11 protein-coding genes are annotated in these 13,938 nt (G+C 71.5%); 6 read left to right on the top strand and 5 right to left on the bottom strand.

Annotated elements, in window-relative coordinates; all coding sequences use genetic code 11:
- Positions 1–145: 145 nt before the first annotated feature.
- Positions 146–721, bottom strand: coding sequence for a hypothetical protein (locus tag ACGFYY_RS05075; RefSeq protein WP_393707150.1), 576 nt, complete (start codon positions 719–721; stop codon positions 146–148).
- Between the two features lie 271 nt (positions 722–992).
- The gene (locus tag ACGFYY_RS05070; RefSeq protein WP_365278364.1) at positions 993–1,763 is read right to left on the bottom strand and encodes a hypothetical protein; all 771 of its coding nucleotides are present in this window, start codon (positions 1,761–1,763) and stop codon (positions 993–995) included.
- A gap of 1,081 nt (positions 1,764–2,844) precedes the next feature.
- On the opposite strand from ACGFYY_RS05070, the gene ACGFYY_RS05065 reads away from it, so the two are divergent.
- Entirely contained in the window at positions 2,845–3,675 is an 831-nt protein-coding gene (locus ACGFYY_RS05065) for an SAM-dependent methyltransferase (RefSeq protein WP_393707314.1), read from the top strand.
- Entirely contained in the window at positions 3,672–5,909 is a 2,238-nt protein-coding gene (locus tag ACGFYY_RS05060; protein WP_393707149.1) for a putative bifunctional diguanylate cyclase/phosphodiesterase, read from the top strand. The genes ACGFYY_RS05065 and ACGFYY_RS05060 overlap by 4 nt, the downstream gene beginning before the upstream one ends.
- Before the next feature lie 54 nt (positions 5,910–5,963).
- On the opposite strand, the gene ACGFYY_RS05055 is transcribed toward ACGFYY_RS05060, so the two are convergent.
- The gene (locus ACGFYY_RS05055) at positions 5,964–7,085 is read right to left on the bottom strand and encodes an FAD-dependent oxidoreductase (protein WP_393707148.1); all 1,122 of its coding nucleotides are present in this window, start codon (positions 7,083–7,085) and stop codon (positions 5,964–5,966) included.
- 109 nt (positions 7,086–7,194) lie between these two features.
- On the opposite strand from ACGFYY_RS05055, the gene ACGFYY_RS05050 reads away from it, so the two are divergent.
- Positions 7,195–7,863 (top strand): TetR/AcrR family transcriptional regulator, encoded by a 669-nt coding sequence (locus ACGFYY_RS05050; protein ID WP_393707147.1) that lies wholly within the window; start codon positions 7,195–7,197, stop codon positions 7,861–7,863.
- Positions 7,864–7,900: 37 nt separating this feature from the next.
- On the opposite strand, the gene ACGFYY_RS05045 is transcribed toward ACGFYY_RS05050, so the two are convergent.
- Positions 7,901–8,779 carry a LysR family transcriptional regulator gene (locus ACGFYY_RS05045; protein WP_393707146.1) on the bottom strand — a complete coding sequence of 293 codons (879 nt, stop codon included), beginning with the start codon at positions 8,777–8,779 and terminating at the stop codon, positions 7,901–7,903.
- Between the two features lie 95 nt (positions 8,780–8,874).
- On the opposite strand from ACGFYY_RS05045, the gene ACGFYY_RS05040 reads away from it, so the two are divergent.
- Genes ACGFYY_RS05040 through ACGFYY_RS05030 form a run of 3 tightly spaced genes read left to right on the top strand, consistent with a single transcriptional unit; the run spans position 8,875 to position 12,276 of the window.
- Positions 8,875–9,579 carry a succinate dehydrogenase cytochrome b subunit gene (locus ACGFYY_RS05040; RefSeq protein ID WP_393707145.1) on the top strand — a complete coding sequence of 235 codons (705 nt, stop codon included), beginning with the start codon at positions 8,875–8,877 and terminating at the stop codon, positions 9,577–9,579.
- Between the two features lies 1 nt (position 9,580).
- Complete coding sequence (locus ACGFYY_RS05035) at positions 9,581–11,533, top strand: fumarate reductase/succinate dehydrogenase flavoprotein subunit (RefSeq protein ID WP_393707144.1); 1,953 nt, start codon at positions 9,581–9,583, stop codon at positions 11,531–11,533.
- Positions 11,530–12,276, top strand: coding sequence for a succinate dehydrogenase/fumarate reductase iron-sulfur subunit (locus ACGFYY_RS05030; protein WP_109782545.1), 747 nt, complete (start codon positions 11,530–11,532; stop codon positions 12,274–12,276). The genes ACGFYY_RS05035 and ACGFYY_RS05030 overlap by 4 nt, the downstream gene beginning before the upstream one ends.
- A 68-nt stretch (positions 12,277–12,344) precedes the next feature.
- Here ACGFYY_RS05030 and ACGFYY_RS05025 read toward each other — a convergent pair whose 3' ends face one another.
- On the bottom strand, positions 12,345–13,850 hold the full coding sequence (locus tag ACGFYY_RS05025) for a cryptochrome/photolyase family protein (protein ID WP_393707143.1): 1,506 nt from the start codon (positions 13,848–13,850) through the stop codon (positions 12,345–12,347).
- Between the last annotated feature and the right edge of the window lie 88 nt (positions 13,851–13,938).

Here is a 13,938-nt window from a genome sequence, read left to right as displayed (position 1 = left end):
GTCCCCCCCCCCCCCCCCCCCCCCCCCCCCCCCCCCCCCCCCCCCCCCCCCCCCGCGCGCCCCCCCCCCCCCCCCCCCCCCCCCCCCCCCCCCCCCCCGCCGCCCGGCCCCCCCCCGGCGCGGTAGCGGGGGAGGTCCGGCGGATTCAATGGCTACGGTCGGACCCCCTGCGGCGCAGGGCGAACACGGTGCCGCCCGCGGCGGCGAGGAACAGTCCGGCGCCGGCGCCGAGCTCCACGGGATCCATACCGGCGATGCTGCCACCCAGTCCGCCGCGGACACCGAGGGCGGAGGACGGGGTCGGGTAGAGGGTCGCGCCGGTGCCGGTCCGTGTGGAGCTCGTGGTGGGTGCGGTGGTGCCGCCGGCGATCGTCAGATCGGCCGAGCCGGTCTCCCCGTTGCAGGTGAAGGAGACGGAGTAGACGGCTCCGCGCCGGGCGTCCCGGTCCACGGTGACCCGCACGGTCTGGCCGCGCGCGATGCTCACGGTGTCGAAGACCCCGGAGGAGGCGGTGGCGTAGGCGGCGTTGCAACGGCTGACCGCGAGGACCGTCTGCCCTCCGGGGGCGACGGTCGAGGGCGTGAGGGTGAACCCGAACGAGGTGATCGTGGGCTGGGCCTCGGCCGCGGTCGCGGGCATGCCGAAGGCGCCGAGCGCGAATACGGCGCCAGTGGCGCCGGCGCTCAGCAGGGCGGTGGCGGACGTACGTATCGCACCCATGGTTGATTCTCCGGATCCCCGAGGAGCAGCCGCGGAACGGTTTTCCGCACGTGGGGGGTCGTGCGCCTCGATGTCCGACACGCTAGGTCGGGGTGCGGTGACCCGCGATCAGGAACGGGCGAATGGGGCATGGCCCTGGGCCGAACCGGGGACGGGAGGCCCGTCCCCGGTTTGCGGACGGCGGGATCCGACAGGCTCCGGGAGAGGCGGCTCGGGGCCTAGGTCGTCTCTTCCGGATCTTGCCGGGCCGACAAGATCCGAAAGAGACGACCTAGCCGCCGAGGTCCAGGTGGGGGAACTGGGCGAGGAACGGTTCGGCGGTGGCGGAGATGCCCCGACCGAACGGTGCGTCGAAGTCCCAGATCAGGAAGAGCAGGAACGCGATCAGGGCGCTGAACAGGCCCGCCAGCAGCATCTCGCGGAACGACCGCCTGATCTGCAGGGTGAAGATCAGCCCCACGGTCACCAGGGCGCCGACGATCAGCCCGAACCACACCACCCCCGGCATGGTGGCCCCGGCACTCGAGCCGCGTGCGCTGCGGGCGTCGTCCACCACCGCGACCTGGTCGACCAGCGGTTGGTAGGCCTGTCCCTCGTGGTCGGTCTGCGGTTCGTAGTCGGTGACGTCCCGGCGGATACGTTCCAGCAGCTCCCCGCCGTGCTCGGCGAGCTCGCCGTGGTCGGCCATCCGCTTCCACTCCGTGTCCACGACATAGGACACGTACGCGTCGACATCGGACCGGATCCTCTTGCGTACCTCGGCCGGATAGACCTCGGAGCGGACACTGATCTCGTGCAGGGCCTGGGCCTCCTGGCGTACGTATTCCTGGGCGGCGCCGCGGCCCTCCCAGACGCCGGCGATCGCGAGGCCCAGCACGATCGCGTAGATCACCCCGATCATCATCGTCATGTACTCGATGACGTCCGGGGTCTCGTTGGGATCGTCGTCGTCGCCGATCCTCCTGTGGTTCAAGAAGGCGATGGACAGCACCACGGCACAGGCCGCGGCCATCGCGATGGACAGGACGAGCCATTCCGACAAGATGACTCCCAATCGGTTACTGGTGGGACGGAAGAAGCGCTAGCGCGGGCGTAGCGCGACGATCGCGAGCACGGCGGGCGCGGCGGTCATCAAGGTGAAAGTCACCGGCGAGATGTGGTGCTCGGCGGGTTTGCGGGCCGCCGCGTGATACGCGGGTCGGGCCACCGGTTTCGGCGGTACGGGTTTCACCTCTGGGGCGGGTGGTGGCGGTGGGGCGGGTGCTGCCGGTGGTGGCGGCGCGGGAGCCCTGACCACGCGGGGCGCGGGGGGCGCCGGCTTCGGCGGTGGAGGCGCGGGCAGGACCGGCTTCGGTACGGGCTTCGGCGCCGGCTCGGGAGGCGGCGGTGGCTTCGGCGGCTCGGGCTTCGGGGGCGGTGGAGGCTCGGGCGGTGGCGGCGGGGGAGTGGGCACCGGTGGCGGCGTGGGCTTCGGCGGCGGCTTCGGCGGGCACGGTGGAGGGGGAGGCGGCGGGGGGCAGTGGGGGTGCCCGTGATGACCCCCGCCGTGCCCGCCTCCACGACGTTTCCCGTGGTCGGAGCCCTGGTCGTCACCGTGATGTCCGCCACGCGGGCCGCGGTCGCGGTCGCTGCCACCGGCCACCGAGGCCATCACGGAGGCCACCACGGAGGCGGCCGGTCCGTCGCCGGAGTCGGTCGTCGGGTAGGCGCGGCTATCAGCCACGGCCGGCGTGACGGACAAGGCCGCCCACAGCAGGACCGGGACCGCCAGCAGGCGCCTGGCACAGGCTCTGTTCACCCCGGGAGCATGGGCCCGCGCGCGCCCGGGCACGCGAGGCTCGGGTCCGGTTCGCCTGAACGGGTGGACTGCCGACCAGTAAGGTTTGAGCCACTCGCGGGTCGGTAGTGTGATGACTCCGATCGCCCCTCGGCCAATTCTCATAAGGGACTTGTCGGTATCGGTCATTCCCTCACCCGGCGTGGCGGCGCCTTTGGTGTGTGACGAAGAACGGATCGGCAATTTCCGCTTTTGCTCGCCCTGTTGGGAAATGATCAGTACATTCGGCTCGGACAGGAGTCCGACCTCACACGGACGACCGCAGGACCAACGCTTGGAGACCCCGATGGAGCGCCCCGCCTGGGCCCCGCCAGGCATCGACATATCGGTGCCGAGCGTGTCCCGCATCTATGATTACTACCTGGGCGGGTCCCACAATTTCGAGGTCGACCGCCAGACCGCGCGCCGTGCCATGGAATTCATGCCGGGGCTGCCCAAGATCATGCAGGCCAACCGGGCATTCATGCGCCGCGCCGTCCGGCACGCCGTCGCCGAGGGCGTCACCCAGTTCCTCGACATCGGCTCCGGCATCCCCACCTTCGGCAACGTCCACGAGATCGCCCAGGCCGCCAGCCCGCAGGCGCGCGTCGTCTACGTCGACCACGACCCGGTGGCCGTCGCGCACAGCAGGGCCGTCCTCACGGGAGACGACCACAGCGGCATCGTCGCCGCCGACCTGCGCAAGCCCAAGGAGATCCTGGCCGCCCCCGAGGTCGGCCGACTGCTCGACCTCGGCCGCCCCGTCGCCCTGCTGCTCGTCGCCGTCCTGCACTTCCTGGAGGAGAGCGACGACCCGTACGCCGCCGTCGCCGAGCTGCGGGACGCGCTGGCCCCCGGCAGCCTGCTGATCCTCACGCACGCCTCGTACGAGGGAATTCCGCTCACCCAGGAAACCGCCGCCGGCACCGTGGGCGTCTACCGGGACATGCGCAACCCCCTCGTCATGCGTACCCGGGAACAGATCAGCGGCTTCTTCGACGGATTCGAGATGCTGGAGCCCGGCCTCGTCTCCATGCCCGACTGGCGGCCGGACCGGCCCGACGACGGTGAGGACGGCGAGACACCGGAAGACCCCTACGCCTTCTCGGGCTTCGGCGGCGTGGGACGCAAGGCGTGAGACTTCCCGCACAGACGGCGGGCTCGCCGAAAGTCGCCGCGGCGCCCGCCGCGGCACCGGCCACCGGGTCTTCGGCGGCCCCGCACGGCGGCATCGAGGACCGGATCGCCCGCTTCGCCACGATCTGGGGCCGGGCGATCTTCCCGGTCACGGCGACCTCGCTGACCCGCACCGAGTTCGAACGGCACCTCGTACCCCTCACCCGGACGCTCACCGGGGCCCTGCACGCCCGGCCCTTCGACGCCTCGGTCGCCCAGCAGGTGGGGGCGGAACTCGTCGCCGTGCACTGCACCGACCCCGAGGCCCTGGCCGGCACCCTCGGCGTCATCGAGTCGTACCTGGTGCTCTACTGCGGCCCGGACGGACCCGAGGGCTCCGGCGTGGAAGGCACCGAGGAGTACCGCTCCCGCTGCGCCCGGCTCCAGCACGCCATGGCGGCGGGATACGCCCGCGCCCTGCGCGAGCGCACCCTCCGGGAGCAGGAGGCCATCGCGCGCTCCGCGCTCACCGCGCGCACCGACGCGCAGCAGGCCCTGCACGCGAGCGAGGAGCGCTTCCGGGCGGTCTTCGAGGGCGCGGCCGTCGGGATCGGCATCGCCGACCTCGACGGGAACGTCCTGGAGGTCAACGACACCCTGCTGCAGATGTTCGGCGGGCTGGAAGGACACGTCCGCAGCCGCAACGTCAGCGAGTGGGGACACCCCGACGACACCCCGCACGTGTGGCGGATGTACGGCGAGCTGGTGCGTGGCGAACGCGAGAGCTACCGCGTGGAGAAGCCGTACTACCGGCACGACGGCACCGTGCTCTGGACCAACCTGACGGTGTCGCTGCTGCGCGACGCCGACGGGAAGCCGCAGTACCAGCTGGCGCTGATGGAGGACACCACCGAACGCCGGCTGCTGAACCTGCGCCTGCGCTACGAGGCCACCCACGACGCCCTGACCGGCCTGCCCAACCGGACGCTGTTCTTCGAGCGGCTGGAGAAGGCACTCTCCGGGGCCGGAGGCGACCGCTACGGCCTGTGCTACCTCGACCTCGACGGCTTCAAGGCGGTCAACGACAGCCTCGGGCACTCGGCGGGGGACCGGCTGCTGGTGGAGGTCGCCGACCGGCTGCAGAGCTGCGCGACCGGCCCCGGCGAGGTGGTCGCCCGGCTCGGCGGTGACGAGTTCGTCGCCCTGACCACCGGCTCCGACACCGAGCAGAAGGTGACCGACCTCGCGGTCCGCATCCTGACCGCCCTGTCCACACCGATCCGACTGGACGGTAGGGAACTGACGGTCCGTGGCAGCATCGGCATCGTCGAGGGCCGCGCCAAGGAACGCACCCCGGCGGAGGTGCTGCGCAGCGCCGACATCACGATGTACCGGGCCAAGGCGGCCGGTGGCAACCGCTTCGAATTCGCCGACGCCGAGGCGGACGCCCGTGCGATCACCCGCCACGGCCTGACCAACGCCCTGCCCGCGGCGCTGGAACGCGGCGAGTTCTTCATCGAGTACCAGCCGCTGGTCCACATGCGCGACGGCAGTGTGCACGGCGCCGAGGCACTGGTGCGCTGGTCGCACCCGCAGTACGGGGTACTCGGCCCGGACCGCTTCATCCCGCTCGCCGAACGGACCGGGCTGATCGTGCCGCTCGGCCGCTGGGTCCTGGAGGAGGCCGTCCGTCAGGCCCGTATCTGGCAGCGTGAGCACGGGGGCGCGGCCCTGCGGATCAACGTCAACCTCTCGCCGACCCAACTGCACCACCCGGGCCTGGTCGCCGACACCGTGGCGGTGCTGGAGAAGTCCGGCCTCGCCCCGGGCGCGCTGTGCCTGGAGGTCACCGAGTCGGCCCTGATAGGAGCCGACGACGAGCTCCTGGAACCGCTGCGCCGGCTCGCGGCCCTCGGTGTGGACATCGCTCTCGACGACTTCGGCACCGGCTACTCGAACCTGGCCAACCTGCGGCGCCTGCCGGTCAGTGTCCTGAAGCTCGACCGCTCCTTCACCCAGGGGATGCAGCAGCAGCCCGCCAACCCGGTCGACGTCAAGATCGTGGAGGGGATCGTCGCCCTGGCGCACAGCCTCGAACTCGCCGTCACCGTCGAGGGGGTGGAGACCGGAGCCCAGGCCGCCCAGCTGCGCGCCCTCGGCTGCGACACCGCGCAGGGGTGGTACTACGCCCGGCCCGGAGCCCCGGACCGCATCCACACCCTCTCCCTCTCGGACGCGGTGCCCACGCCCTCCTGACGTCCGCCGGTGCGGAGCCGGTGTCGAAGCCCGGGCCCGAGGTGGCCCGGGCCGCTACTGGTTCCGGTGCGCGGAACTCGTCACCAGGCCGACCTCCGTCCCGCGGCCGGGGGTCCGGACGGCTTCCACGACCCGCTCGTACCGCTCGGCGGTGTCGGCCAGGAGCCTCGCGGCCACCGGCAGCCGCTCCGCCTCGTAGGCGTCGAGCGCCGCGTCCGCGTCCGGCCCGGCGAGGGCGGCGGCGAGGGCCCGGCCGAGCGCCGCCGCGTCCTCGATGCCGGTGTTCATGCCGAGCCCGCCGGCTATGGGGTGCACGTGCGCGGCGTCCCCGGCGAGCAGGGCCCTGCCCTCCCGGATCCGCGTGGCCATGCGGACGTTGACCCGCCAAGAGGAGAGCCAGGTGGGGTCCTCCAGCCGGATGTCCGGCGCACCGGCACACCGGTCGAAGATCCGCTGGAAGCTCTCCAGGGAGGGCGGCAGCGGCTCGCCGTGCTCGTTCTGCTCGGGTGCGGCCTGCAGTTGGAAGGAGTCCGTCCCTGGCATGGGGCACAGGAGGATCCCGGCGCCCTCCGAGGTGAACCACTGGTGCCAGACGTCCCGGCCGAGCCCCGGCGCCCTGACGTCGCCGATGACCATCGCGGGCTCCTGCTCCCCGTCCCCCTCGAAGGGGATGTCGAGCAGCTTGCGGGTGGTGCTGCGTCCGCCGTCGCACCCGGCGAGATAGCGGGCCGCGATCATACTTCCGTCCGCCAGCTCGACGCTCACACCTTCCTGGTCCTGGGTGATGCCGACGAGCTCCGCCCCGTACTCGACGTGCGCGCCCAGTTCGCCGAGCCGGTCGCGCAGCGCCTCTTCGGTCTGCCACTGGCCGATCAGCAGGCCGGCGTCCGCCGGGGTGGGGGTGTCGCTGATGTGCTCGCCGTCGAAGTACTTGCGCAGGACCATCCCCGCGATGCCGGTGGCGATCAAGGGTTCGGCCATGCCGAGCTCCTGGAAGATCGCGAGACTGCTGCTCCGCAGCCCCTTGCCCCGGGACTCGCGGTGCGGTGCGGTGCGCCGCTCGATGACGCGCACGGAGACTCCCCGCTGTGCGAGGTAGCAGGCGAGCGTCAAGCCGGTGGGGCCGGAGCCCGCGATCAGTACGTCGGTCATCGAGTCGGTCAGTACGTCGGTCATCGGAGGTGTTCCTCTCCTCGTCGTTGCCTCAAGGAAAGCGGCTCCCGACAGAAAAAGCAACCCGGTTAAAAAAATAACTTGGTCACGCATTCGTGCTACGCTGTGCGGCATGGAGAACACGACGGGTCTGCGCGAGAACAAGAAGCTCCGTACGCGCCACCGGCTGGCGGCCACGGCGCTGGAGCTCTTCCTGGAACGGGGCTTCGATGCCGTGTCGGTGGCGGATGTGGCCGCCGCGGCCGAGGTCTCCAAGCCGACGCTCTTCCGGTACTTCCCGAGCAAGGAGGACCTGCTGCTCGACCGGTTCGCCGACCACCAGGACGAGGCGGCGCGCGTGGTGCGCGAGCGGCCCGCCGGCAGCACCCCGGTGGGCGCGGTGCACGCGCACTTCCTGGCGGCCCTCGCCGAGCGGGACCCGATCACCGGCCTCTGCGATCATCCGAACGTGCTCGCCTTCATGAGGCTGCTCTACGGCACCGCCAGCCTCAAGAGCCGGCTGAACCACTACACCGAGCGCGAGGTGGAACTGCTCGCCGCCGAGCTGGAGTCGGAGGCGGTGCCCCCGCTCGCCGCCCGCCTGGCGGCCACGCATCTGGTGGCGGTCCGCCACGAGTTGGGACAGGAGAACTGGCTGCGGATCGATTCCGGTCTCGGTGCCGACCAGGCCTACGCGGCCGCGGTGGCCGACGCCGACCAGGCCTTCGCGATGCTGGCGGAGGGCCTCGACAAGGCGCTGCCGGTAGCCCCGGTCCCGCCGATGTCCCCCGCGGCCCCCTGACGGCCGCCGCGCCCTCGGGGACCCGGTCGCAGCGGAGTCAGCCGAGCAGTATGCGCTTCAGCTCGCGGGCCGCGCGCGGCGGGGCCACGTCGGTGCGGTGGGCCAGGGCGATCGTGCGGCGCAGCGGGGACCCTGCCATCCGGGTCACCCGTAGGCCCGGCCCGGCGCGGTCCACCACCATCGCCGGAACCACCGCGACACCGAGCCCCGCCCGGACGAAGCCCAGGACCGCGTCCATCTCCCCGCCCTCCACGGTGAAGACCGGCTCGAAGCCCTCCGCCCGGCAGGCCGCCACCGTGAGCTCCCGCAGGTCGTAGCCGTGCCGGAACATCACCATCGGCTCGTCCCGCAGCCCCGGGATGGTCAGCTCGCCGCCCCCGCCCGGCGCCGGCCGTTCCGCCGAGGAGACCACGACGAGGTCTTCCGTCAGCAGTTCCACCGTGGTCAGGGCCGGCGCCGAAGGGGGCAGCGGCAGCGCGATCAGGGCCAGGTCCAGGGCCCCGCGGGCGAGCTCCCGTACGAGGTCGAGCGACCCGCTCTCCTCGATCAGCAGCTCGATCCCGGGATGCGCGTCGTGGAAGGCCCGCAGCACGTCCGGCAGCAGGCCCGTGCAGATGCTCGGTGTGGCACCGAGCCGCACGCGCCCGCGCCGTAGCTGCGCCAGTTCCTGCACCTCCAGCCGCGCGGTGTCCGCGTCCGCCAGGATCCGCCGCGCCAGCGGCAGCAGCGTCTCACCCGCGTCGGTGAGGGTGATGTTGCCCCGGGCCCGGCTGAAGAGCTCGGCCCCGAGTTCCCGTTCGAGTGCCTTGATCTGCTGGGAGAGCGAGGGCTGCGCCACGTGCACGCGCTCGGCGGCCCGGGTGAAGTGTCGGGTCTCGGCGACGGCCACGAAGTACAGGAGCTGCTGGAACTGCATCCCCCCAGGCTATCCCTCCCGATAGGCACAGCCTATCGATATCAGCTCAATCATGTCTTTGCCCTTTCGGGTCCGCCGTCCTTACCGTCGAAGACATGGCTCTGGCAACGCGGACGGATCGACGGCCGTCCATCACACGCACGATCTGGGACTCCTCCGTCGGCAAGAAGTCCGTGATGGCCGTATCCGGCCTGATCATGCTCGGCTACCTCGTCGTGCACATGCTCGGAAACCTCAAGATCTTCTTCGGGGCCGACGAGTTCAACGGATACGCCCACTGGCTGCGCACCCTCGGCTCGCCCTTCCTGCACCACGAGTGGGCCCTGTGGCTCGTCCGCGTGGGACTGCTGGCCGCCGTCGTCGCGCACGCCGTGTCCGCCTACCAGCTCAGCCGCCGCGACATCAAGGCCCGCCCGGTGAAGTACGTCTACAAGCGCCGCCGAGCGAGTTATGCCACGCGCACCATGCGCTGGGGCGGGATCATCCTCGGCCTGTTCATCGTCTGGCACCTGCTCGACCTCACCACGCTCACCGTCAACGAGCGCGCCTGGTCCGGGCACCCGTACGAGAACGTCCTGGCCACCTTCTCCACCTGGTACGGGAACACCATCTACATCGTGGCCATGGCCGCCCTCGGCCTGCACGTCCGCCACGGCTTCTGGAGTGCCGCGCAGACCCTCGGCGCGGGCAGCGCCCGACGCGAGCGGACCCTGAAGTTCCTGGCCAACGGCCTGGCCCTCGTCCTCTTCGCGGGTTTCGTCTCCGTCCCCGTCGCCGTCATGACCGGAGTGGTGAGCTGACATGAGCAACGCCTACGCCCGCTTCACCACCGGCGAGCCCCTCGCCGACACCAAGGCCCCCGAAGGCCCGATCGCGGACCGTTGGGACCGCCGCCGCTTCGAGGCCAAGCTGGTCAACCCGGCCAACCGCCGCAAGCACACCATCATCGTCGTCGGCACCGGCCTGGCGGGCGGTGCCGCCGGCGCGACCCTCGCCGAACAGGGCTACCACGTGGTCCAGTTCTGCTTCAGCGATTCGCCGCGCCGCGCCCATTCCATCGCCGCCCAGGGCGGCATCAACGCCGCCAAGAACTACCGCAACGACGGTGACTCGGTGCACCGCCTCTTCTACGACACCGTCAAGGGCGGCGACTTCCGCGCCCGCGAGTCGAACGTCCACCGCCTCGCCCAGATCTCCGTGGAGATCATCGACCAGTGCGTGGCCCAGGGCGTCCCCTTCGCCCGCGAGTACGGCGGCCTCCTCGACACCCGCTCCTTCGGCGGGGTCCAGGTCTCCCGCACCTTCTACGCCCGCGGCCAGACCGGCCAGCAGCTCCTGCTCGGCGCCTACCAGGCACTGTCCCGACAGATCGCCGCCGGCAACGTCGAGATGCACGCCCGCACCGAGATGCTCGACCTGATCGTCGTCGACGGAGTGGCCCGCGGCATCGTCGCCCGCGACCTGATCACCGGCGAGATCTCCACGTACTACGCCGACGCCGTGGTCCTGGCCAGCGGCGGCTACGGAAACGTCTTCTACCTCTCCACCAACGCCATGAACTCCAACGCGACCGCCGTCTGGCGGGCGCACCGGCGCGGCGCCTACTTCGCGAACCCATGCTTCACCCAGATCCACCCCACCTGCATCCCGCGCACCGGCGACCACCAGTCCAAGCTCACCCTCATGAGCGAGTCCCTGCGCAACGACGGACGCATCTGGGTCCCCAAGGCCAAGGGCGACACCCGCGCCGCCGGCGACATCCCCGAGGCGGAGCGCGACTACTACCTGGAGCGGATCTACCCCTCCTTCGGCAACCTCGTGCCCCGCGACATCGCCTCCCGCGCCGCGAAGAACGTCTGCGACGAGGGCCGCGGCGTCGGCCCCGGCGGCCAGGGCGTCTACCTCGACTTCGCCGACGCCATCCACCGCATGGGCCGCGACAAGGTCGCCGAGAAGTACGGCAACCTCTTCGACATGTACGAGCGGATCACCGCGGAGAACCCGTACGAGGTCCCCATGCGGATCTACCCCGCCGTGCACTACACGATGGGCGGCCTCTGGGTCGACTACGACCTGCAGACCACCGTCCCGGGCCTCTTCGCCATCGGCGAGGCCAACTTCTCCGACCACGGAGCCAACCGCCTCGGCGCCTCCGCCCTGATGCAGGGCCTCGCCGACGGCTACTTCGTACTCCCCTCCACGATCAACGACTACCTCGCCCGCCACCCCCACCAGGACACCGTCGACGACGCCCACCCCGAAGCGGTGGCCGCCGTACGCGAGACCCGCGAGCGACTCACGAGGCTGCTCGCCGTCGACGGCGACCGCACCCCCGACTCCTTCCACCGCGAGATCGGCGAACTCATGTGGGAGTACTGCGGGATGGCCCGTAGCGAGGAGGGGCTGCGCAAGGCCCTCGACCGGATCCCCGAGATCCGCGAGGAGTTCTGGCGTCGGATCAAGGTCCCGGGCAGCGGCGAGGAGTTCAACCAGTCGCTGGAGAAGGCCAACCGCATCGTCGACTACCTCGAACTCGCCGAGCTGATGTGCCTCGACGCACTCGCCCGCGCCGAATCCTGCGGCGGCCACTTCCGGGAGGAGTCGCAGACCCCCGACGGCGAGGCCGCCCGCCGGGACGAGGCCTTCTCCTACGCCGCGGCCTGGGAGTTCACCGCCACCGGGGCCGCCCCCGTCCTGCACGAGGAAGACCTCGTCTTCGAGTACGTCCACCCCACCCAGCGGAGCTACGCATGAAGCTCACCCTGCGCGTCTGGCGCCAGCGCGGCGCCGACGACCCCGGCCACATGGTCTCCTACGAGGTCGACGGCATCTCGAAGGACATGTCCTTCCTGGAGATGCTCGACACCCTCAACGAGGACCTCATCCTGCGCGGCGAGGACCCGGTCGCCTTCGACCACGACTGCCGCGAAGGCATCTGCGGTGCCTGCAGCCTCGTCATCAACGGCGACGCCCACGGACCGGAACGCACCACCACCTGCCAACTCCACATGCGGTCCTTCGCCGACGGCGACACCATCGACGTCGAGCCCTGGCGAGCCGCCGCCTTCCCGGTGGTCAAGGACCTCGTCGTCGACCGCGGCGCCTTCGACCGGATCATCCAGGCCGGCGGCTACATCACCGCCCCCACCGGCGCCGCCCCCGAGGCGCACGCCACCGCCGTACCCAAGGCCGACGCCGACTTCGCCTTCGAGCACGCCGAGTGCATCGGCTGCGGCGCGTGCGTGGCGGCCTGCCCCAACGGCTCCGCGATGCTCTTCACCTCGGCCAAGGTCAACCACCTGAACGTCCTCCCGCAGGGCTCGCCGGAGCGCGAGACCCGCGTGCTGGACATGGTGGCGCGGATGGACGAGGAGGGCTTCGGCGGCTGCACCCTGACCGGTGAATGCGCCACGGCCTGCCCGAAGGGCATCCCGCTGCCGTCGATCGCCGCGATGAACAAGGAGTGGCTGCGGGCGGTGCGCAAGGGCCCCCGCTGAGATCGTGTTCCAAGGCGCCCGCCCCATGCCGGCGCCGCCACCGGCGGGGGGCGCGCCCGTGGGCGCCGTCAAGGGGGTGAGTCGCCCGCCGCGCGGTGCGCCCGGACGACCTGTGCCACGTCGCCCAGCCGGTCCAGCCCGTGCACGGCCCGGGACATCCGCGGATTGCCCTCCAGCCGTGGACGGTGCCGGTCGAGGAAGGCCCAGTAGCCGACGGTGTAGGGGCAGGCGCGTTCGCCGGTGCGGTCGGTGGGCCGGTACCCGCAGCCCCCGCACAGGTCGCTCATCCGGTGGATGTAGGCGCCGCCCGAGGTGTACGGCTTGGTGGTCATCAGGCCGCCGTCCGCGTACTGGGACATGCCCACCACGTTGGGCAGCATCACCCAGTCGTAGCCGTCCACGAAGCACCGGTGGAACCAGTCCGTCACCTGCGCCGGTTCCCAGCCCCGTTGCAGGGCATGGCTGCCGAGGACCATCAGGCGGGGGATGTGGTGCGTCCACCCCGTGTCCCGGACCTGCGCCAGCACGGTGGACAGGCAGCGGGCCGCGGGCGCGTCCGCGTCCAGCTCCGCGAACCACGTGGGCACGGACGCGGTGTGGCGCAGGTCGTTGCGGTGCCGGTAGTCCTCGCCGAGGTGCCAGTAGAGGCCCCATACGTACTCGCGCCACCCGCACACCTGGCGGATGAAACCCTCGGCGCTGTTGAGGGGCACGTGTCCGGCCCGCCGGGCCTCCTCGGCGCGGCTCACGCATTCCCAGGGGTCGAGGAGCCCGAGGTTCAGGGAGGAGGACAGCAGGCTGTGACTCATCACGGGGTCCCCGGCCAGCATGGCGTCCTCGTACGCGCCGAAACCGGCCAGGCGGTGCGTGACGAAGTGGTCGAGCGCGGCCAGTGCCTCGCGGCGGCTCGCCGGGAACAACCGTGGGCCGTCGCGGCCCACGAAGGTGATCCCGTCCTCGCGTTCCCAGCGATCCAGGTCCCGGCGGACTCCTTCGTCGATCTCGTCCTCGCGGGGCCGGTACGGGGGCGGCGCGCCGAGGGTGTCCCGGCCGCGGGGCGGGGGTTCGCGGTTGTCGTGGTCCAGGTTCCAGCGGCCGCCCGCCGGTCCGTCGCCGTCCATCAGGATGTCGTGGGTACGCCGAGTGTGTTCGTACAGGTTCTCCTGGAGCAGCCGGCTGCCCTTCTGCCGTGCGGCCCAGTCCGTGAACTCCCGGTGGCTCACGAGGAACCCGCGGGCCGGGTGGACCGTGACCTGAGGCAGCGAGGACACGAGGGCGAGGGCGGCCCGGGAGGTCGGGTGGTGCACCGATACGGGTGCGTCGCCCACGGCCCGTACGAGGCCCTCCCGGTAGCTCTCCGCCGCGACGTACCGCGCGCTCGCCCCGAGGTCTGCCGCCCGGTGGCGCATGGCGCTGAGGACCAGATGGGCCTTGGCCCGGTGGAACCGGCGGCGGCGGAAGACGGACCGGGACTCGATCAGCAGCCACCGGGTGCCGCGCGGTGTCCCGCCGGCGGCGGTCGCCGTGAAATGCGGGCCGAGCTGGTCGCCGAACAGCCAGTGGACTCGACTCATACCCGCATCCAACCAACTCGGCACGGGTCGGCGGCGCCCGACGCGGCGGCCACACGGAGTTCGAACGTCCGTGCCGTGCATCTTCCCG

Origin of the sequence: Streptomyces sp. NPDC048331 (assembly GCF_043201215.1) — a bacterium.
Classification (GTDB): Bacteria; Actinomycetota; Actinomycetes; order Streptomycetales; family Streptomycetaceae; genus Streptomyces.
This window is presented reverse-complemented; position numbering and strand designations above follow the sequence as displayed.